Annotated in this window: 18 protein-coding genes and 4 tRNA genes; 21 read left to right on the top strand and 1 reads right to left on the bottom strand. The window is 35.1% G+C overall.

Annotated features, from left to right (window positions below):
• The first annotated feature begins 108 nt into the window (after window positions 1-108).
• From OZP07_RS17215 to OZP07_RS17120, 20 genes are all read left to right on the top strand, one after another.
• Window positions 109-975: a ComEA family DNA-binding protein gene (locus tag OZP07_RS17215; protein WP_281636067.1), complete on the top strand. Its 867-nt coding sequence runs from the start codon at window positions 109-111 to the stop codon at window positions 973-975.
• Window positions 976-992: 17 nt separating this feature from the next.
• Window positions 993-2,132: an acyl-CoA dehydrogenase family protein gene (locus OZP07_RS17210; protein WP_281636066.1), complete on the top strand. Its 1,140-nt coding sequence runs from the start codon at window positions 993-995 to the stop codon at window positions 2,130-2,132.
• 167 nt (window positions 2,133-2,299) lie between these two features.
• A complete protein-coding gene (gene rpsU / locus OZP07_RS17205) occupies window positions 2,300-2,497 on the top strand; it encodes a 30S ribosomal protein S21 (RefSeq protein ID WP_115813444.1) in 198 nt (65 codons plus the stop codon).
• A gap of 77 nt (window positions 2,498-2,574) precedes the next feature.
• Window positions 2,575-3,474 carry a tyrosine-type recombinase/integrase gene (locus OZP07_RS17200; RefSeq protein ID WP_281636065.1) on the top strand — a complete coding sequence of 300 codons (900 nt, stop codon included), beginning with the start codon at window positions 2,575-2,577 and terminating at the stop codon, window positions 3,472-3,474.
• Between the two features lie 34 nt (window positions 3,475-3,508).
• The gene (hpf, locus tag OZP07_RS17195) at window positions 3,509-3,811 is read left to right on the top strand and encodes a ribosome hibernation-promoting factor, HPF/YfiA family (protein WP_115813442.1); all 303 of its coding nucleotides are present in this window, start codon (window positions 3,509-3,511) and stop codon (window positions 3,809-3,811) included.
• Between the two features lie 91 nt (window positions 3,812-3,902).
• A tRNA-Thr gene (locus OZP07_RS17190) sits at window positions 3,903-3,976 on the top strand.
• Between the two features lie 67 nt (window positions 3,977-4,043).
• A tRNA-Tyr gene (locus OZP07_RS17185) sits at window positions 4,044-4,124 on the top strand.
• A 61-nt stretch (window positions 4,125-4,185) separates the two neighbouring features.
• Window positions 4,186-4,257 (top strand) — tRNA-Thr (locus OZP07_RS17180).
• A 54-nt stretch (window positions 4,258-4,311) separates the two neighbouring features.
• On the top strand, window positions 4,312-5,499 hold the full coding sequence (tuf, locus tag OZP07_RS17175) for an elongation factor Tu (protein ID WP_194640762.1): 1,188 nt from the start codon (window positions 4,312-4,314) through the stop codon (window positions 5,497-5,499).
• Window positions 5,500-5,551: 52 nt separating this feature from the next.
• Window positions 5,552-5,622, top strand: a tRNA-Trp gene (locus tag OZP07_RS17170).
• Between the two features lie 18 nt (window positions 5,623-5,640).
• On the top strand, window positions 5,641-5,838 hold the full coding sequence (secE, locus tag OZP07_RS17165; protein WP_194640763.1) for a preprotein translocase subunit SecE: 198 nt from the start codon (window positions 5,641-5,643) through the stop codon (window positions 5,836-5,838).
• A gap of 9 nt (window positions 5,839-5,847) precedes the next feature.
• A complete protein-coding gene (nusG, locus tag OZP07_RS17160; RefSeq protein WP_194640764.1) occupies window positions 5,848-6,399 on the top strand; it encodes a transcription termination/antitermination protein NusG in 552 nt (183 codons plus the stop codon).
• A gap of 66 nt (window positions 6,400-6,465) precedes the next feature.
• A complete protein-coding gene (gene rplK / locus OZP07_RS17155) occupies window positions 6,466-6,903 on the top strand; it encodes a 50S ribosomal protein L11 (protein WP_115813558.1) in 438 nt (145 codons plus the stop codon).
• 13 nt (window positions 6,904-6,916) lie between these two features.
• Window positions 6,917-7,606: a 50S ribosomal protein L1 gene (gene rplA / locus OZP07_RS17150; RefSeq protein WP_194640765.1), complete on the top strand. Its 690-nt coding sequence runs from the start codon at window positions 6,917-6,919 to the stop codon at window positions 7,604-7,606.
• Between the two features lie 22 nt (window positions 7,607-7,628).
• A complete protein-coding gene (rplJ, locus tag OZP07_RS17145) occupies window positions 7,629-8,129 on the top strand; it encodes a 50S ribosomal protein L10 (protein ID WP_194640766.1) in 501 nt (166 codons plus the stop codon).
• A gap of 96 nt (window positions 8,130-8,225) precedes the next feature.
• Window positions 8,226-8,597 carry a 50S ribosomal protein L7/L12 gene (gene rplL, locus OZP07_RS17140; protein ID WP_115813437.1) on the top strand — a complete coding sequence of 124 codons (372 nt, stop codon included), beginning with the start codon at window positions 8,226-8,228 and terminating at the stop codon, window positions 8,595-8,597.
• Window positions 8,598-8,876: 279 nt separating this feature from the next.
• Window positions 8,877-12,689, top strand: a complete 3,813-nt coding sequence (rpoB, locus tag OZP07_RS17135) for a DNA-directed RNA polymerase subunit beta (protein ID WP_194640768.1) — start codon at window positions 8,877-8,879, stop codon at window positions 12,687-12,689.
• Between the two features lie 296 nt (window positions 12,690-12,985).
• Complete coding sequence (gene rpoC, locus OZP07_RS17130) at window positions 12,986-17,293, top strand: DNA-directed RNA polymerase subunit beta' (RefSeq protein ID WP_281636064.1); 4,308 nt, start codon at window positions 12,986-12,988, stop codon at window positions 17,291-17,293.
• A gap of 62 nt (window positions 17,294-17,355) precedes the next feature.
• On the top strand, window positions 17,356-17,667 hold the full coding sequence (locus OZP07_RS17125; protein ID WP_194640770.1) for a DUF3467 domain-containing protein: 312 nt from the start codon (window positions 17,356-17,358) through the stop codon (window positions 17,665-17,667).
• 201 nt (window positions 17,668-17,868) lie between these two features.
• A complete protein-coding gene (locus OZP07_RS17120; protein ID WP_281636063.1) occupies window positions 17,869-18,243 on the top strand; it encodes a hypothetical protein in 375 nt (124 codons plus the stop codon).
• An 84-nt stretch (window positions 18,244-18,327) separates the two neighbouring features.
• Here OZP07_RS17120 and OZP07_RS17115 read toward each other — a convergent pair whose 3' ends face one another.
• Window positions 18,328-19,917 carry a peptide chain release factor 3 gene (locus OZP07_RS17115; protein WP_194640772.1) on the bottom strand — a complete coding sequence of 530 codons (1,590 nt, stop codon included), beginning with the start codon at window positions 19,915-19,917 and terminating at the stop codon, window positions 18,328-18,330.
• A gap of 624 nt (window positions 19,918-20,541) precedes the next feature.
• On the opposite strand from OZP07_RS17115, the gene OZP07_RS17110 reads away from it, so the two are divergent.
• Window positions 20,542-21,975, top strand: a complete 1,434-nt coding sequence (locus tag OZP07_RS17110; protein WP_194640773.1) for a peptidylprolyl isomerase — start codon at window positions 20,542-20,544, stop codon at window positions 21,973-21,975.
• Window positions 21,976-21,993 lie beyond the last annotated feature (18 nt).

The following is a 21,993-nucleotide window of genomic DNA, read 5'->3' as shown; positions in this document are numbered from 1 at the left end:
ATGAAATGTGTGAATTTGATGTTTTTCTTAATAAAATGATTTTTTTTATTTTAATTTAGATTTTAATAAAGACAAGAACATTATTCTGAAATGAATTCTAAACAACAAATGCAATATTTTAAGTTTACTAAGCAACAGCAAAAAGGGATTTATTTGCTTTTTGGAATTATTATTGTTTTGCAATTGGTTTATTATTTTGTGGATTTCAGTCCTATTCAAGAAAAGGATTCAGGTAAACAGCAATGGCTTTCCTTGCAGCCTGTTGTAGATTCTTTAAAATTGCATAAATCTAATGATAAGCCTGCTGTTTATCCTTTTAATCCAAACTTTATTTCTGATTATAAAGGTTACAAATTAGGTATGTCTGTAGCGGAAATTGATAGGCTTTTAGCTTTTAGAAAACAAAATAAGTTTGTTAATTCTGCCAAAGAATTTCAAGACGTAACAAAAGTTTCAGATTCATTATTAAATACAATAGCACCGTTTTTTAAATTCCCGGATTGGGTAAATAATAAAAAGAATAAAGCTGATTTTAAGAAATATCCAAATTCAGCTTTCGCCCAGAAAGAGAAAATAGTTCCTATCGATATAAATACCGCCACTCAGGATGATTTAATTAAGATTAATGGTATTGGCGAAGCAATATCACTAAGAATTTTGACTCAGAAAGAAAAGTTAGGGGCATTTGTATCGATGGAGCAGATGAAAGAAGTTTGGGGTTTGTCTCCAGAGGTGATTCTCAATTTAAACAAGTATTTTGCCATTACAAAACTCCCTGATTTAAATAAAGTAGATATTAATAATGCTTCGTTAAAAGAATTGTCTGCGTTTTTTTATTTTAAAAATGATCTCGCAAGACAGATTGTAAAATACAGGAGTATGAATGGTGATTTTAGGACTATTGAGGATTTGATAAAGATTAACAATTTTCCTGTTGATAAGGCAAAATATATTGCCTTATATTTGAACTTTTAATATAAATGATATTTATTATGAATTTTGATTATAACGAAACTCAATCTTTGATAGCGCAATCTATAAAAGATTTTGCCGAAAAAAATATAAGGCCTTATATAATGGAATGGGATGAGGCTCAGATTTTTCCAGCGCATCTTTTTAAAAAATTGGGCGAAATGGGTTTTATGGGGGTGTTGGTTCCTGTAGAATTAGGAGGTTCAGGATTGGGGTATCATGAATATATTACAATTGTAGAGGAGATTTCCAAAGTCGATCCGTCGATCGGATTGTCAGTTGCTGCTCATAATTCATTATGTACTAATCATATTTTAACCTTTGGGAACGAAGAACAAAAGAAAAAATGGATTCCAAAACTAGCCACAGCCGAACATATTGGCGCTTGGGGCTTGACTGAGCACAATACTGGATCCGATGCCGGCGGAATGAATACTACAGCAGTTCGCGATGGTGATTTTTGGGTGGTAAACGGAGCAAAAAACTTTATTACTCATGCTATTTCAGGAGATATTGCAGTTGTGGTTGTGCGTACTGGGGAAAAAGGGGACTCAAAAGGGATGACAGCATTTGTTTTTGAAAAAGGAATGCAGGGTTTTGCATCTGGAAAAAAAGAGAATAAATTAGGCATGCGCGCCAGTGAAACTGCTGAATTGATTTTTGACAATTGCCGTATTCCGGATGCGAACAGATTGGGTGAAGTTGGGGAAGGATTTGTACAGGCAATGAAGGTTTTGGATGGAGGCCGTATCTCGATCGGTGCTTTGTCGCTAGGTATTGCTAAAGGCGCTTATCAAGCGGCTTTAAAATATTCTAAGGAAAGATATCAGTTTGGACAGCCTATATCTGACTTTCAGGCAATTTCATTCAAATTGGCTGATATGGCTACTGAAATTGAAGCTTCGGAATTGTTACTGCATAAAGCGGCTTTTTTAAAAGAACAGCACAGGCCGGTTACTACATCAGGAGCAATGGCAAAAATGTATTCGTCAGAGGTTTGTGTAAAAATTGCTAATGACGCTGTCCAGATACACGGTGGCTACGGTTATACTAAGGATTATCCGGTAGAAAAATTTTATAGAGATTCCAAGTTATGTACCATTGGAGAAGGAACTACTGAGATTCAAAAATTGGTAATTTCTAGAAATTTATTGAAATAGTTAATGGTTTTTTGGTTGTGTACTTCATAATTGTGTGTTGCTTTTATTCTTTGTGAATCTGGGTTTGTGATCAATTTTAAAATGAATTCAAAAAAAGTAAAATAAAATGCTTTAGTTCCAAAATAATGTTTAATTTTGCGCACTTAACGAAAGGGGGTGATAAAATTATGTTAATTATACCAATTAAAGACGGAGAAAATATCGATAGAGCACTTAAGCGCTACAAAAGAAAATTCGATAAAACTGGAACTGTAAGACAATTAAGAGCACGTACTGCTTTCATTAAGCCGTCAGTTACAAATAGAATGAAATTCCAAAAAGCAGCTTATATTCAAGGATTAAGAGATAGTATTGAGAATATTTAATACTTATTAACTGCATTTTAAAATAAATTACCGTTAGTAATTAAAGTTTCTTAACTTTGATGCTAACGGTTTTTTTTATGACTACAAATAATAAAGATGCATTTAGAGATTATCTGCAGCTGGAAAAAAAATACTCTCCGCATACGGTAAATGCTTACTTAAATGATCTCTCTTTTTTTGAGGTTTTTAATAGGGAGTGTTTCGGTCAGGATACTATTGATCAGGTGAATTATAACCAGATTAGAAGCTGGATTGTTTTGCTTGTTGATGATGGTGTTTCTAATGTTACTGTGAATAGAAAAATTGCCTCCCTTAAAGCGTTTTATAAATTTCTATTAAAAATTAAACAGATTCAGGTTAGTCCTTTGTTGAAGCATAAGGCTTTAAAAACAGAAAAAAAACTTCAGATTCCTTTTTCGGAAAAAGAATTGGTTGAGGCTTTGTCTTGTAATTCGGCTCCTGAAGGATTTCAGGAGGTGAGGGATAGGCTTATTGTAGAATTGTTTTATACTGCCGGAATCCGAAGGGCAGAGCTAATCCAATTAAAACTTTCGAATGTGAATTTCGTGGCCGGTACTATAAAGGTGTTAGGGAAGAGGGATAAAGAGCGGATTCTGCCTGTTTTGGGTGTGGTTATGGAACAGTTAGTGTTGTATGTAAAGGAACGTTCTGTGTTGGAAAATATTGAGGATGAGGATTATCTTTTTCTAACAAAAAAAGGGTTAAAATTGAATGATTCTTTTGTGTATCGATTAATAAATTCATACTTTAGTAGTGTCTCCGAAAAGGTAAAAAAAAGTCCTCATATATTACGTCATACATTTGCGACTCATTTATTAAATAACGGAGCTGATTTGAATTCAGTAAAAGAATTATTGGGGCATTCCAGTTTGGCTTCTACGCAGGTTTATACTCATAGTAGTTTGAATGAACTTAAAAAGGTGTATAAAGAAGCGCATCCTAGGAATAGAAAATAATTCAAAAAGTGTTTAACTATTAAAAAGATAGATTATGAAGGTAAATGTTCATGCGGTTAACTTTACTGTTGACAAAAAGCTGGTAGATTTCGTTCAGGAAAGAATGGATAAGTTGGAAAAATATTATGACAGAGTTGTTTCTTCTGATGTTTTTTTGAAAGTTGAAAAGACAAGTGAAAAGGAAAATAAAAATGTTGAGATAAAGATTAATGTCCCTGGGGATGATTTTTTGGTTGAAAAACAATGTAAATCCTTTGAAGAAGCAGTCGAACAGGCAGCGGAATCTTTAGAGCGATTGCTTGTAAAACGTAAAGAAAAGTTAAGAACACATATTTAATTTAATTTTTTTTAAAAAAATGTTTTGATTAAAGGATAAAATATCTACATTTGCAGTCCGTTAGAAATAGCGGACTTTTTTTATTGAAATCGCCAGCGTAGCTCAGTTGGCTAGAGCAGCTGATTTGTAATCAGCAGGTCGTGGGTTCGAGTCCCTCCGCCGGCTCTTTTTTTGTTTCAAATGCGATTTGAAACGGGTTCTTTAAGGTATTGGAATTTTAATAAAAAAAAAGGGGGAGATACTCAAGCGGCCAACGAGGGCAGACTGTAAATCTGCTGTGTGAACTTCGCAGGTTCGAATCCTGCTCTCCCCACAAAATGATTTGAGATTTAGAATTCTGAATTGAAAATTGTAAAATCCTTAACAGGGATTCTGCCGACTTAGCTCAGGGGTAGAGTGCTTCCTTGGTAAGGAAGAGGTCACGGGTTCAATTCCCGTAGTTGGCTCAAGTAAGTAGGAAATTGAAATAAATATATAAACTAGATTAAAAATTAAGTAAAATGGCAAAAGAAACCTTTAACCGTTCGAAACCGCACTTAAATATTGGTACGATCGGACACGTAGATCACGGTAAAACTACTTTAACAGCAGCAATCACAAAAGTGTTATCTGATGCTGGTTACTGTCAAGCAAAATCATTTGATCAAATTGATAATGCCCCTGAAGAAAAAGAAAGAGGTATTACTATTAATACATCACACGTTGAGTACGAAACTGCTAACCGTCACTACGCACACGTTGACTGTCCAGGTCACGCGGATTACGTAAAGAACATGGTTACTGGTGCTGCTCAAATGGATGGTGCTATTCTTGTTGTAGCTGCAACTGACGGACCAATGCCACAAACACGTGAGCACATCCTTTTAGGACGTCAGGTAGGTATTCCTAGAATTGTTGTTTTCATGAACAAAGTGGATATGGTTGATGATGCTGAGTTGTTAGAGCTTGTTGAAATGGAAATTAGAGATTTATTATCTTTCTATGAGTACGATGGAGACAACTGTCCAGTTATTCAAGGTTCTGCTTTAGGTGGTTTGAATAATGATGCTGCATGGGTTCCTAAAATTATTGAATTAATGGAAGCTGTTGATGCTTGGATCGAAGAGCCAGTTCGTGACGTTGCTAAACCATTCTTGATGCCGGTTGAAGACGTATTTACAATTACAGGTCGTGGAACTGTTGCTACAGGTCGTATCGAAACTGGAGTTGCTAATACTGGAGATCCAGTTGAAATCATTGGTATGGGAGCTGAGAAATTGACTTCTACTATCACTGGAGTTGAGATGTTCCGTAAAATCCTTGACAGAGGTGAAGCTGGAGATAACGTAGGTTTATTGTTGAGAGGTATTGATAAAGAATCTATCAAAAGAGGTATGGTTATCATTAAGCCAGGATCTGTTAAACCACACGCTACTTTTAAAGCTGAGGTGTATATCTTGAAAAAAGAAGAAGGTGGACGTCATACTCCATTCCATAATAACTACCGTCCGCAATTCTATGTACGTACAACTGACGTAACAGGAATCATTACTTTACCAGAAGGTGTAGAGATGGTAATGCCAGGTGATAACTTAACTATCAATGTTACTTTATTAAGTCCAATCGCTATGAGCGTAGGTTTACGTTTCGCTATCCGTGAAGGTGGTAGAACAGTAGGTGCAGGTCAGGTAACTGAAATTGTAGCTTAATACTATATAAATTACCAAGCCAGTGTCGTTTAGACGGCACTGGTTTATAACTACGGGCGTAGTTCAAGGGTAGAATAGCGGTCTCCAAAACCGTTGATGGGGGTTCGAATCCCTCCGCCCGTGCAAAATAAACTAATCACTATGACAAAAGTTGTTAATTACATATCGGAATCATTTGAGGAATTAAAATCAAATGTGACTTGGCCGGAATGGGCTGAGATACAGCGTCTTACTATTGTTGTAGCAGTGTTTTCCGTGGTATTTGCTTTGGCAACATGGGGAACTGATGAAGTGTGTGCAAAAACATTGGCTGTATTTTTTAACTGGATTAAAGCGTAATTTTTTGTAATGGCCGATAATAATATAAAAAAGTGGTATGTCGTTCGTGCGGTTAGCGGGCAAGAAAATAAAGTGAAAGCTTATATCGAAACAGAAATAGCTCGATTAGGAATGAGTGATTATGTCTCGCAGGTTCTTGTGCCTACTGAAAAAGTAGTTACTGTAAAAGAAGGTAAAAAATTATCAAAAGATAAAGTTTATTTTCCAGGTTATGTTATGTTGGAAGCCAATCTTGTTGGGGAAATTCCTCATATTATTAAGTCTATCACAAGTGTTATTGGCTTTTTGGGTGAAACCAAAGGCGGTGAGCCGGTTCCATTAAGAATGTCAGAAGTGAATAGAATGTTAGGTAAAGTTGATGAGTTAGCTGTAAACACAGATACTCGTTCAATTCCTTTCAGCTTGGGTGAAACTATTAAAGTGATCGATGGTCCTTTTAATGGCTTTAATGGTACAGTTGAAAAAATAAATGAAGAAAAGCGTAAACTTGAAGTAATGGTGAAAATTTTCGGAAGAAAAACACCTTTGGAATTGAGTTTCATGCAGGTTGAAAAAGTATAATTTTTGTTACATCTATAATAACCACTGCAATCGCTTCCTATGATTGTGGTGTTAAATTTTTTAAAAATGGCTAAAGAAATTAGTAAGGTAGTTAAACTACAAGTTAAGGGAGGTGCTGCGAACCCGTCGCCACCGGTTGGACCTGCTTTAGGAGCTGCTGGGGTAAACATCATGGAGTTTTGTAAGCAGTTTAATGCTAGAACTCAGGATAAACCTGGCAAAATTTGTCCAGTGCAAATCACTGTGTACAAAGACAAATCATTTGATTTTGTTGTTAAGACTCCTCCAGCTGCAGTACAGTTAATGGAAGCAGCAAAGCTAAAGTCCGGATCAGGTGAACCAAATCGTAAAAAAGTAGCTAGCGTTACTTGGGATGTTATCAAGGCAATTGCTGAAGATAAAATGGTAGATTTAAATGCATTCACAATCGAATCTGCTATGAGCATGATTGCTGGAACAGCTAGATCTATGGGTATAACTGTATCAGGAGATTCTCCTTTTTAATTAAGAGAAAGACATGGCAAAATTGACAAAAAAGCAAAAAGAGGCTGCTTCAAAAATTGAAAAGAACAAATTATACTCTTTAAAAGATGCCGCTGCATTACTTAAAGTTGTTGCTTCTGCAAAATTTGATGAGTCTGTTGATATCGCAGTTCGTTTGGGTGTTGATCCAAGAAAAGCGAATCAAATGGTGAGAGGTGTAGTAACATTGCCTCACGGAACAGGTAAAGATGTAAAAGTATTGGCATTGGTTACTCCAGATAAAGAAGCGGAAGCTAAAGAAGCAGGAGCAGATCATGTTGGTCTTGATGATTACCTGCAAAAAATTAAAGACGGTTGGACAGATGTTGATGTAATTATCACTATGCCTGCTGTTATGGGTAAATTAGGTCCATTAGGTCGTATTTTAGGTCCTAGAGGTTTAATGCCAAACCCTAAAACAGGTACTGTAACTATGGATGTTGCAAAAGCTGTTGCAGAGGTAAAAGCTGGTAAAATTGACTTTAAAGTTGATAAAACTGGTATCGTTCATGCAGGAATTGGTAAAGTTTCTTTTGGAGCTGAGCAAATTGTTGACAACGCACACGAAATTATTCAAACATTAATCAAACTTAAACCAACTGCTGCTAAAGGTACATACATTAAAGGTATTCACCTTACAAGCACAATGAGTCCTGCTATTGCATTGGATCCAAAAGCAGTATAATTGGTAGTTAATAATTTTTAGTATGACTAGAGAAGAAAAATCAATCGCGATTGAAGATTTAACTGCACAGTTAGCTGGTACAAACATCATTTATGTATCTGATATTTCTGGATTAGACGCAGAAACAACTTCAAACTTGAGAAGAGCTTGTTTTAAAGCAGGTGTTAAATTAGAGGTAGTAAAAAACACTTTGCTTGCAAAAGCAATGGAAGCTTCAGATAATGACTATGGAGATTTACCTTCTGTTTTGGCAGGTAACAGTGCTATATTCATTGCTGATGTTGCAAATGCACCTGGAAAAATTATCAAAGATTTTAGAAAAAAATCAGCAAAACCTGTATTGAAAGGGGCTTATATCAATTCTGAAATTTACCTTGGTGATGACCAATTAGATGCATTAGCTACTATTAAATCTAAAGAAGAGCTTATCGGTGAAATTATTGGATTATTACAATCACCAGCTCAAAGAGTTATTTCTGCTTTACAAAACCAATTTGCTGGCAGCGAAGAGGCTGAAGCTTAATACTCAAAATGAGGAAATTTATTTCCTTGTTGCTTAAAATAGCGCACAATAAATAAATTATATTTTTACAAATCATTTTAAAAAAAGATAGAAAAAATGGCAGATTTGAAACAATTCGCAGAGCAATTAGTTAACCTTACAGTTAAAGAAGTTAACGAATTAGCAACAATATTGAAAGATGAGTACGGTATCGAACCAGCTGCTGCAGCTGTAGTAGTTGCGGCTGGTGGTAGTGAAGGTGCTGCTGAAGAAGCTCAAACTGAATTTACAGTTGTATTGAAAGAGGCTGGAGCTTCTAAATTAGCTGTTGTAAAATTAGTTAAAGAACTTACAGGTTTAGGTTTGAAAGAAGCTAAAGATGTAGTTGACGGTGCTCCAAGCAACGTTAAAGAAGGTGTAACTAAAGAAGAGGCTGAAGGTCTTAAAAAATCTTTAGAAGAAGCTGGTGCAGTTGTTGAGTTAAAATAACAAAACCCCAGTTTAAAAGTAGGTTTAGACCTTGGACAGAAACGTCCAACGGTCTAAACCATTTTTCGTATAATAAAATTATATCAAGTTTTATTATAAAATAGTTTAGAATACGAAAAAGTTTTTGATCAATACGAAGAAAGAAAATTCACAATGTTTTTTATTTGTTGGTTTTTAAAGATGTATCGATTACAAAAAGAAAGTATAGATTGTTTTATAAATTGAACAGTGTTTTTACACACAAAAATTACTTTTTTTTAATCAAAATTTTGTCCATTGATGATAACAAATCAGACTGAAAGATTGAATTTTGCCTCAACCAAAAACATACCTCAATATCCAGATTTCTTAGATGTTCAGGTTAAATCGTTTAAAGATTTTTTTCAATTAGAAACTAAATCAGACGAAAGAGGCGACGAAGGGTTGTACAATACCTTCATGGAAAACTTTCCAATTACAGACACAAGAAACAACTTTGTATTAGAATTCCTTGATTACTTTGTAGATCCGCCACGTTACACCATTCAAGAATGTATAGAAAGAGGTCTTACGTATAGTGTGCCTTTAAAAGCTAGGTTAAAACTATATTGTACCGATCCTGAACACGAAGATTTTGAAACTATTGTACAAGATGTTTATCTTGGAACAATACCTTACATGACACCAAGTGGTACTTTTGTTATCAATGGAGCAGAGCGAGTTGTGGTTTCACAATTACACCGTTCTCCGGGTGTTTTCTTTGGGCAGTCATTCCATGCAAATGGAACAAAATTATATTCTGCGAGAGTTATTCCTTTTAAGGGATCTTGGATAGAATTTTCTACCGATATCAACAGCGTAATGTACGCGTATATCGATAGAAAGAAAAAATTACCTGTTACAACTTTATTCCGTGCTATTGGTTTCGAAAGAGATAAGGACATCCTTGAAATTTTTGACCTTGCTGAAGAAATTAAAGTGTCAAAAACTGGTCTTAAAAAATATATTGGTAGAAAACTTGCTGCACGTGTTTTGAACACATGGCATGAAGATTTCGTTGATGAGGATACTGGAGAGGTGGTTTCAATCGAGCGTAATGAGATTATTCTTGATCGTGATACTATTATCGACAAAGATAATGTCGAGGAAATCATTGATTCTAACGTTAAATCTATTTTGTTGCACAAAGAAGATAATAACGCTGTTGATTATTCTATCATCCATAATACATTACAAAAAGATCCAACAAACTCTGAAAAAGAAGCTGTTGAGCATATCTACAGACAATTGCGTAACGCTGAACCGCCTGATGAAGAGACTGCTCGTGGTATTATTGATAAATTATTCTTCTCGGACCAACGTTATAACTTAGGTGAAGTAGGTCGTTACAGAATTAATAAAAAACTTGGTCTTGATACTCCAATGGAAAAGCAAGTGCTTACCAAAGAAGATATCATTACTATTGTTAAATATTTGATCGAATTGATCAACTCAAAAGCTGAGATTGATGATATCGACCACTTATCAAACCGTCGTGTTAGAACAGTTGGAGAACAATTGTCTCAACAGTTTGGTGTTGGTTTGGCTCGTATGGCAAGAACCATTCGTGAGAGAATGAACGTTAGAGATAACGAGGTGTTTACACCAATTGATTTGATTAATGCTAAAACATTATCATCAGTTATCAACTCTTTCTTTGGAACAAACCAGTTGTCTCAATTTATGGATCAAACGAATCCATTGGCTGAGATTACACACAAAAGAAGATTATCTGCACTTGGACCAGGTGGACTTTCGAGAGAAAGAGCTGGATTTGAGGTTCGTGACGTTCACTATACGCACTACGGACGTTTATGTCCGATTGAAACTCCTGAGGGACCAAACATTGGTTTGATCTCTTCTCTTGGTGTTTATGCTAAAGTAAACGGAATGGGTTTCATTGAAACACCTTATCGTAAAGTAAATAATGGTGTTGTAGATTTAGAGTCTACGCCTATATATTTAAGTGCTGAAGAAGAAGAAGGAATGTTAATCGCTCAGGCGAACATTAAAATGGAAGATTCAGGTAAAATTACTGCCGAGAACGTAATTGCGCGTCAAGAAGGTGACTTTCCTGTAATTGATCCTTCTCAAGTGGATTATACAGACGTTGCGCCAAACCAGATTGCTTCGATTTCTGCATCTTTGATTCCTTTCTTGGAGCATGATGATGCGAACCGTGCATTGATGGGATCTAACATGATGCGTCAAGCCGTACCATTGATACGCCCTGAAGCTCCGATTGTTGGAACTGGTTTAGAGCGTCAAGTGGCTTCAGATTCTAGAGTATTGATTAATGCAGAAGGACATGGAGTTGTAGAATACGTTGATGCTAATATCATTACTATCAAATATGATCGTTCTGAGGAAGAAAGAATGGTAAGTTTTGATGCTGATGAAAAAACATACAACTTAATTAAATTTAGAAAAACCAATCAAGGAACAAGTATTAACCTTAAGCCTATCGTAAGAAAAGGTGACAGAGTAATTCCTGGGCAAGTATTGTCTGAAGGATATGCTACTCAAAATGGAGAATTAGCTTTAGGTAGAAACCTTAAAGTTGCGTTTATGCCATGGAAAGGGTACAACTTCGAGGATGCGATTGTGATTTCTGAAAAAGTAGTTCGTGACGATATCTTTACTTCAATTCACGTAGACGATTACTCATTAGAGGTAAGAGATACAAAATTAGGTAACGAAGAGTTGACGAATGATATACCAAACGTTTCTGAAGAAGCTACTAAAGATTTGGATGAAAATGGTATGATTAGAATTGGAGCCGAGGTTAAGCCTGGTGATATTCTTATCGGTAAAATCACTCCAAAAGGAGAATCAGATCCTACTCCGGAAGAGAAATTGCTTCGTGCAATCTTTGGTGATAAAGCAGGTGATGTAAAAGATGCTTCATTGAAAGCTTCTCCTTCTTTACATGGTGTAGTTTTAGATAAAAAATTATTTGCAAGAGCGGTAAAAGACAAACGTAAACGTACTCAGGACAAAGATGCTTTAGGAGCTCTTGAAATGGAGTTCGAAGTGAAGTTTGTTGAGCTTAAGGATAGATTGATTGAGAAACTTTTTAATATCGTAAACGGAAAAACTTCTCAAGGTGTAATGAATGATTTGGGTGAAGAAGTTTTACCAAAAGGTAAAAAATATACTCAAAAAATGCTTTACGCTGTTGAAGATTTTGCTCACTTAAGTAAAGGTCAATGGGTTGCTGATGATGCAACAAATACTATGGTTAATGATTTGATTCATAACTATAAAATTAAATTGAACGATTTACAAGGTGCTTTGCGTAGAGAGAAATTTACAATTACTGTTGGAGATGAATTGCCATCAGGAATCTTGAAATTGGCTAAAGTTTATATCGCTAAGAAACGTAAGTTGAAAGTAGGGGATAAAATGGCAGGTCGTCACGGTAACAAAGGTATTGTTGCTCGTATAGTACGTCATGAAGATATGCCTTTCTTGGAAGACGGAACACCAGTTGATATCGTGTTGAACCCGCTTGGGGTACCTTCGCGTATGAACATCGGGCAAATTTATGAGACAGTATTAGGATGGGCTGGTATGAATTTGGGTAGAAAATTTGCTACTCCAATTTTTGACGGTGCTTCTTTAGACGAGATTAATGCTTTGACTGATGAAGCTGGAGTACCACGTTTTGGACATACTCACCTTTATGATGGTGGTACAGGAGAACGTTTTCATCAAGCAGCAACTGTGGGAGTAATTTACATGCTTAAATTAGGACACATGGTTGACGATAAGATGCACGCACGTTCTATCGGTCCATACTCGTTGATTACTCAACAGCCACTTGGAGGTAAAGCTCAATTTGGAGGTCAGCGTTTTGGAGAGATGGAGGTTTGGGCACTTGAGGCTTATGGAGCATCAAGTACGCTGCGTGAAATCTTGACTGTTAAATCTGATGATGTTATTGGTAGAGCCAAAACTTACGAAGCAATCGTAAAAGGTGAAACTATGCCGGAACCAGGATTACCTGAATCATTCAATGTATTAATGCATGAATTGAAAGGTCTTGGTCTTGACCTTCGTTTGGAAGAATAAATTATTCAAAGTAGAGACGTAGCAATGCTACGTCTCTATTTAAATTTTATAAGAGTTTTTTAGGATTTAGCCCCGTAACCCGTTCCGATTTTTTATAAAATTTCAAAAGATTTTATAACTAGCACTTCAAATTTGAGTTTGAAGTTTAGAGAAGTAATTCGAGGTAGTTTTTAAGTCGAAAGTTTGAAGGTACAAAGTCTAAAGTCATTCGTGGCTTTAAAAACTTTATGATATTTGACTTTAAGACTAAAAACAAGAATCAATTTTTAATTGCAAATAAATCAATAGTAAAAACTATGATAAATAATAGAAATAATAAAGAGAAGAATACTGTAAAAAGATTCGATAAAATTTCGATAGGATTAGCTTCTCCAGAATCTATCTTGAAAGAATCAAGAGGTGAAGTGTTGAAGCCTGAGACTATCAACTATAGAACTCACAAACCTGAGCGTGACGGACTTTTCTGCGAAAGAATTTTTGGACCTGTAAAAGATTTCGAATGTGCTTGCGGAAAATATAAAAGAATACGTTACAAAGGTATCATCTGCGACCGTTGTGGTGTAGAAGTTACTGAGAAAAAAGTACGTCGTGATAGAGTTGGACATATCAACCTTGTTGTGCCAATTGCTCACATCTGGTACTTCCGTTCTCTTCCTAACAAAATTGGTTATATCCTTGGTCTTCCATCTAAGAAATTAGATATGATTATTTACTACGAAAGATACGTAGTAATCCAAGCTGGTATTGCTAAAAATGCAGATGGGGAATCAATACAAAGATTAGATTTCTTGACAGAAGAAGAATATTTGAATATATTAGATACTCTTCCAGCTGATAATCAATATTTAGATGATTTTGATCCAAATAAATTTGTTGCCAAAATGGGAGCAGAGTGTATTATGGATTTATTAGCGCGTATTGATCTTGACGAATTATCATACGATTTAAGACATAAAGCTAATAACGAAACATCTAAACAGCGTAAAACTGAGGCGTTAAAGAGACTACAAGTTGTAGAGTCTTTCCGTGAATCTACGTTGAACAGAGAGAATCGTCCTGAGTGGATGATCATGAAAGTGATTCCAGTTATTCCACCAGAATTGCGTCCTCTTGTGCCTCTTGATGGTGGTCGTTTTGCAACTTCGGATTTGAATGACTTATATCGTCGTGTAATCATCCGTAACAACCGTTTGAAAAGATTAATCGAGATTAAAGCTCCTGAAGTAATCCTTCGTAACGAAAAACGTATGCTGCAGGAATCTGTAGATTCACTTTTCGATAATACTCGCAAAGCTTCAGCAGTAAAAACGGAATCAAACAGACCATTAAAATCATTGTCTGATTCGTTAAAAGGTAAACAGGGACGTTTCCGTCAAAACTTACTTGGAAAACGTGTGGATTATTCTGCTCGTTCGGTAATTGTTGTTGGACCTGAGATGAAATTGTTTGAGTGCGGTCTGCCAAAAGATATGGCTGCTGAGTTATATAAACCTTTTGTTATCCGTAAATTGATAGAAAGAGGAATTGTAAAAACAGTAAAATCTGCTAAGAAAATAATTGATAAGAAAGAGCCTGTAGTTTGGGATATTCTTGAAAATGTAATCAAAGGACATCCAGTATTACTGAATCGTGCTCCTACTTTGCACAGATTAGGTATCCAGGCGTTCCAGCCAAAATTGATTGAAGGAAAAGCGATTCAATTGCACCCATTAGTGTGTACGGCGTTCAACGCGGATTTTGACGGGGATCAGATGGCGGTTCACCTGCCATTAGGACCAGAGGCTATTTTGGAAGCTCAATTGTTAATGCTGGCTTCTCACAATATCTTGAACCCTGCAAATGGTGCGCCAATTACTGTACCATCTCAGGACATGGTTTTGGGTCTTTATTATATGACCAAAGAGCGTTTGTCAACACCTGAGAAGACTATTTTGGGAGAAGGAATTACATTCTATTCTGCTGAAGAGGTGAATATTGCATTGAACGAAGGAAGATTAGAATTGAATGCTCGTGTAAAAATTAGAGCAAAAGATTTTAACGAGGCTGGAGAGTTAGTGTATCAAATTATCCAGACAACCGCTGGACGTGTATTATTTAATGAAGTAGTACCTGAAGCAGCTGGATATATCAATGACGTATTGACTAAGAAAAACTTAAGAGATATTATCGGGCACGTATTGAGTTCGACTAGTGTACCTGAAACAGCAGCTTTCTTGGATGATATGAAAAACATGGGTTATAAATTTGCATTCAAAGGAGGATTATCATTCTCGCTTGGTGATATTAGAATCCCAGAACAAAAACCAAAATTGATTGCAGATGCCAGAGAACAAGTTGAAGGTATTTCTGCTAACTATAATATGGGGCTTATTACCAATAACGAGCGTTACAACCAAGTTATTGACGTATGGACTTCAGCAAATGCCCAATTGACTGAGTTGGCAATGAAAAACATTAGAGAAGATCAGCAAGGTTTCAACTCTGTGTATATGATGCTTGACTCTGGGGCGAGGGGGTCTAAAGAACAGATTCGTCAGTTAACTGGTATGCGTGGTTTGATGGCTAAACCTAAAAAATCTACTGCTGGTGGTGGTGAAATTATTGAAAACCCGATTCTTTCTAACTTTAAAGAAGGTCTTTCGATTCTTGAGTACTTTATCTCTACTCACGGTGCTCGTAAAGGTCTTGCGGATACGGCTCTTAAAACGGCTGATGCCGGATACTTGACCAGAAGATTACATGACGTTTCTCAAGATGTTATTGTTAATCTTGAGGATTGCGGTACTCTTAGAGGTATTGAAGTTTCTGCATTGAAGAAAAATGAGGAGATCGTTGAATCATTAGGAGAAAGAATTTTAGGACGTGTTGCATTGCAGGACGTAATTAATCCATTAACAAGTGAGATTTTAGTACATGCTGGTGAGCAGATTACTGAAGCATTAGTGAAAGGTATTGAGGCTTCTCCAGTTGAGAAAGTTGAAGTACGTTCTCCATTGGTTTGTGAGGCTACTAAAGGTATCTGTGCTAAATGTTATGGTAGAAACTTGGCAACTGGTAAAATGACTCAAAGAGGAGAGGCTGTTGGTGTAATTGCTGCACAGTCAATTGGAGAGCCTGGTACACAGTTGACACTGCGTACTTTCCACGTTGGAGGGGTTGCAGGAGGTATTTCTGAAGAATCTAGTATTATCACTCGTTTTGCTGGTAAACTGGAAATTGAAGATTTAAAAACTGTAAAAGGTGAAGACGGAGAAGGTAATGCAGTTGATATTGTAGTTTCTCGTTCTACAGAGTTAAAATTAATTGACGAAAAAACAGGTATTTTATTAAGTACACATAATATTCCTTACGGTTCAAGTATTTTTGTTAATGATGGTGAATCAGTAGAAAAAGGAACTATAATCTGTAAGTGGGATCCATATAACGGAGTTATTGTTTCTGAGTTTACGGGTAAAATTGCTTACGAAGATTTAGAGCAGGGGCAATCGTTCATGGTTGAGATCGATGAGCAGACTGGTTTCCAGGAAAAAGTAATCTCTGAGGCTAGAAATAAAAAATTAATTCCTACTTTATTGGTTTACGGTAAAGAAGGTGAATTAATCCGTTCTTATAACTTACCGGTAGGTGCTCACTTGATGGTTGAAAACGGAGAGAAAATTAAAGCTGGTAAAGTTTTAGTTAAAATTCCTCGCCGTTCTTCTAAATCTGGGGATATTACAGGAGGTTTACCAAGAATTACGGAGTTGTTAGAGGCTCGTAATCCTTCAAACCCAGCTGTAGTTTCTGAGATTGATGGTGTTGTTTCTTTCGGAAAAATTAAAAGAGGTAACCGTGAAATCGTTATTGAGTCTAAATTTGGTGACGTTAGAAAATATTTGGTTAAATTATCAAGCCAGATTTTAGTTCAGGAAAATGACTTCGTAAGAGCAGGATCTCCATTGTCTGATGGTGCTATTACACCGGATGATATCTTGAGAATTCAAGGGCCATCTGCTGTTCAGCAGTATTTGGTAAATGAAATTCAGGAGGTATACCGTCTTCAAGGGGTAAAAATCAACGATAAGCACTTTGAAGTAGTAATACGTCAAATGATGCGTAAAGTTAGAGTTGAAGATCCAGGAGATACTTTGTTCTTAGAAGATCAATTAATTCATACTAAAGATTTTATCGTTGAAAATGATAAATTATATGGTATGAAAGTGGTTGAAGATGCTGGAGATTCAAGTGTTTTAAAACCAGGTCAGATTATAACACCGCGTCAGCTGCGTGATGAAAATTCATTATTGAAACGTACTGACAAAAATCTTGTTGCTGCACGTGACGTAATTACGGCTACTGCAACACCGGTTTTACAAGGTATTACTAGAGCTTCTCTTCAGACTAAATCATTTATTTCTGCTGCTTCTTTCCAAGAAACAACAAAAGTGTTAAACGAAGCTGCTGTTGCAGGTAAAGTGGATTTATTAGAAGGATTGAAAGAGAATGTAATTGTTGGACATAGAATCCCTGCCGGTACTGGTATGAGAGAATATGATAATGCAATTGTAGGATCTAGAGAAGACTATAATGATATGATGGCAAATAAAGAAGAGTATATTTATTAATTCTTTCATCAATGTTCTCTCTCTGTGAATGCAGGGAGAGAGTGTTGAAAAATTTAAATTTTATGAGCAATCCTAACCAACAGCAAGAACAGATTAATATTGAATTGGATGAAAAAATAGCTGAAGGAATTTATTCAAATTTGGCAATAATTAACCATTCTTCATCGGAATTTGTATTAGATTTTGTTTGTATAATGCCAGGAGTTCCTAAAGCTAAAGTTAAATCAAGAATTGTTTTAACACCACAGCATGCTAAAAGACTGCTTAAGGCAATTGGTGAAAATGTTCATCGTTTTGAATTAGCTCATGGTGAAATAAAAGAAGGCGAGCAGGCTCCAATTCCATTAAATTTTGGTCCGGCAGGACAAGCCTAATTATATAAAAATGAAGACTTCAGAAATGGAGTCTTTTTTTGTGTTTTACATAAATGTTATGGTTTTATTAAGGTTTCCGATATTTCATGTTATTAAACGACTATTTATGTACTTGAACGACTATTTTTTTTCCTAGATGACTATTTATTTAGTTTTGCACCCTGAATATGTATAACAAATCATATTAGGAAGGTATTTGAGATGGGTAAAATTTTTAATGTTTTTCAAAATAACAAAAATAGTAGTTCTTTATTTATTATTGTTTTGATATCTTTTCTTTCTACAGGTTCTGTTTTTGGGCAGAAAGAAAATTTAGAAATTCCTATTGTGGAAGTGCTGAATATTCATAATGATATTGTGATTGAAGACCCTGTGAAAGTGTCGTCTAATTCTCTCATGATGAACTCAAATGTAAATTTCATTTTGTGGTTCATGGGAACTAAGGAAGATGTGAGTAAACCTTTTTCGGATGATGGTATGTACTCTAAGAAAAGTTTTTTGACTTCGGGAAGACAGCCAAATCATTTATTGGTAAAAACGCTTTTGAAAAAAGCACTAAATATTAAATCTTGCTAGCGAGTATTTAAGGTTGAATTTAATTTGTATATATAAAAAACGCCAATTAAAAATTGGCGTTTTTTTTGTCTATTTTTTTATGATTTAATCAAATTCTGAAGTGAAAAATAGTTTTACACTTGGGTATTTGCTTTGTGTCATCTGAATGGTAAAATCAGAATCGGCAAGGAAAACCAATTGATTGTATTTGTCTTTTGCTAAAAATTTCTGTTTGATACGTTTGAATTCTTTAAATTCTTCGTTTTTAGCATCGTCTGGTTTTACCCAGCAGGCCTTGTGAACAGGAAAGTTTTCATAAGTACATTTTGCACCATATTCATGTTCTAGACGGTATTGAATAACTTCATATTGTAATGCACCAACTGTACCAATTACTTTTCGGTTATTCATTTCTAAAGTAAATAATTGGGCAACTCCTTCGTCCATTAATTGGTCAACTCCTTTATCCAGCTGTTTGGCTTTCATCGGGTCAGCATTGTTTATGTATCTAAAGTGTTCTGGAGAGAAACTTGGAATTCCTTTGAAACTCATTACTTCACCCTCGGTTAAAGTATCACCAATTTTAAAATTTCCAGTATCGTGTAATCCAACAATATCACCTGGATAGGAGATGTCTACGATTTCCTTTTTTTCAGCAAAAAAAGCATTTGGACTTGAGAATTTTAAATTCTTTTTTTGACGTACGTGATAATAAGGTTTGTTTCTTTCAAAAGTTCCAGAAACGATTTTTATAAAAGCTAATCGGTCTCTGTGTTTAGGATCCATATTCGCGTGGATTTTAAAAACAAATCCAGACATTTTTTCTTCTTTTGGATCTACCAATCTAGTCTCCGAATCTTTTGGTCTTGGCGACGGTGCAATGTTTACAAAGCAATCTAATAATTCTCTAACCCCAAAATTGTTTAAAGCGGATCCGAAAAAAACTGGCTGTAATTTTCCATCCAAATAATCCTGACGATCAAATTTTGGATATACTTCGTCAATTAATTCTAGTTCTTCACGCAAACGATCTGCAGGTTTAGGTCCGATTATTTTCTCTAATTCAGGACTTTGTACATCAGAGAACGCAATTGTTTCTTCAATATTTTTACGGCTGTCACCGCTAAATAAGTTAATATTCTGTTCCCAAAGATTGTAAATTCCCTGAAAATCATATCCCATGCCAATTGGAAAACTTAGGGGAGTAACTGTCAATCCAAGTTTTTGTTCCACCTCGTCCATTAAGTCAAAAGCGTCTTTTCCCTCACGGTCTAATTTATTAATGAAAACAATAATTGGAATTTTTCGCATTCTGCAGACAGCAACCAGTTTTTCGGTCTGCTCTTCAACCCCTTTTGCGACGTCAATAACAACAATTACACTGTCAACTGCTGTTAAGGTTCTAAAAGTATCTTCGGCAAAATCCTTGTGACCTGGAGTGTCGAGAATGTTTATTTTTTTCTCTTTATAGTTGAAGGCTAATACGGATGTAGATACAGAAATTCCTCTCTGACGCTCAATTTCCATGAAGTCACTCGTAGCTCCTTTTTTTATTTTATTGTTTTTTACTGCACCAGCTTCTTGAATTGCTCCTCCAAAAAGCAGCAATTTTTCTGTCAGTGTGGTTTTTCCGGCATCGGGATGTGAGATAATCCCAAATGTGCGTCTTCTTTCTATTTCTTTTAAAAAACTCATATTTATATATCAATTGTCTGCAAAAGTACTATTTATATATGCTATTTAAAAAAAATATATAGTTATATGAAATGGATTAAATTTCTGGATATAATATAGATCTGAATTCGATTGTAATTGTAAATGATGGTAAGAAAGAATTATGTTTCTCTTTAATCCTGATTGAAACAATATCCTTTTTTTTAAACAAAGTTAAAGTTTAGAGTAAGAACTATTTTTTTTTGAAATGCCAGTTGCTGATGCTTCTAAAAAATAGTAATTTGGATTAAAGTCTGCCATTGCTGTCAAATCTTTAGTTATGCTGTAGTAAGTTGTGCGTAGGTATTGGTTTGGGGAATTAAATTAGGGCTATAATTTTTTTGATTTTGCATAAATAATATAAGCAGGCTGTGGAACTTAATAATTTTTTGTTAATAGTACTGAGGAAACTTGTTTAATGCATTCGAATTGTTATTTTTGTTCGTTATATGTTGAGATAATTGTAAGTTTTTTGCCGAATTATTACGTTTTGATTTTTCGGACTTTAAAGTGAACAATTTCTTGTTTTTTAAAAGATTGTATTTAAGAGAAATGCATTTTTTAAAATAGATTTTTTTGAGATAATAATAATATAAAAAATAAAAAATGCCTTTAAAAATTGTACAAATGAAATCCATAACTACTAAAGTTATGCTGTCTTTTTTTCTTTTGTTTTTTTCTTTAACTTTTGTAAATGCTCAGGAGATTATAAAAGATACTGTTGTTCCTAAGACAGCAAAAGCACCTGTGGTTTCAACAAAAAAACTTAAAGTAGACGGAGTAGTTGCAACCGTTGGAGATTATATTATATTAGATTCTGATATTGACAAAGGTTTTTTGGAAATTAAAAGTCAAGGAGGATCTATCTCGGATGTAACGAGATGTCAGGTTTTGGGGACGTTATTGGAACAGAAATTGTATGCTCATCAAGCAGTTCAGGACAGTATTATAGTAAGTGATGCCGAAGTAAAAGGTATGATGGATGAAAGATTATCTTATATGCTTCAGCAGGTTGGAACAATGGATAAGCTGGTTCAGTATTATCAAAAGGATTCGGAAGAAGAATTTAGAACATATTTCTTTGATGTACTAAAAGAGCAGAAGCTTACTGGTGAAATGACGAAAAAGATAATCGATAAGGTTGAAATAACGCCTGAAGAAGTTCGTGAATTTTTTAAAAAAATACCTGTTGCTGATTTGCCGGTTTTTGGTGCGGAGTTAGAAGTAGCTCAAATTGTTGTAAAACCAAAGGTTACTGAAGAAGACAAGAAAAGAGTTATTGATAAACTGAATGGCTTTAGAAAAGAGTGTATGGAGGGAGCAAGTTTTGCTACCAAAGCTGTGCTGTATTCGGAAGACCCTGGTTCCAGTAAAAACGGAGGTTATTATAAAATGAACAGGAAAACTGCTTTTGTCAAGGAGTTTAAAGATGTTGCATTTAGTCTTGCTGAAGGTGAGATTTCAGAGCCTTTTGAGACTCAATACGGTTTCCATATTATTTATGTTGAAAAAATAAAGGGGCAGGAAATTGAATTGAGGCATATATTAATAGCTCCAACAGTTTCTCAGGAGTCTTTGAAAGAAGCTAAAGAGAAAATTACTTTAATTAGAAAGAAGATATTAGATAAGGAAATTCCTTTTGCGGAAGCAGCAAGAACGATGTCTGATGAAAAGGAAACAAGAGCGAATGGAGGAGCACTGGTAAATCCTAAGACTCAGGATACACATTTTGAGCTGACTAATATGGATCCTTCTATTTATAATCAGGTTTCCAATTTGAAGGATAATGAGATTTCTATGCCGTTTCTTGAAGATAAAGAAGGGAAAAAATATTATAAAATCATGATAGTGACCAATAGAATTGATTCGCACACTGCGGATTATGCTAAAGATTATATCAAAATTAAGGATTTGGCTTTGAAAGAAAAACAAATTAAAGCTATTGCAAAATGGTTTGATAACAAAATTAAGGATACTTATATAAAGATTGTGGATGAATATAAAGATTGTCCATTTACTAATAACTGGGTAAAAAAATAATTTTCATTAAATAAATAA

It is taken from the genome of Flavobacterium marginilacus (genome assembly GCF_026870155.1).
Lineage (GTDB): Bacteria > Bacteroidota > Bacteroidia > Flavobacteriales > Flavobacteriaceae > Flavobacterium > Flavobacterium marginilacus.
Note: the sequence above shows the minus strand (reverse complement) of the source record. Positions and strands in the feature narration are given on the sequence as shown.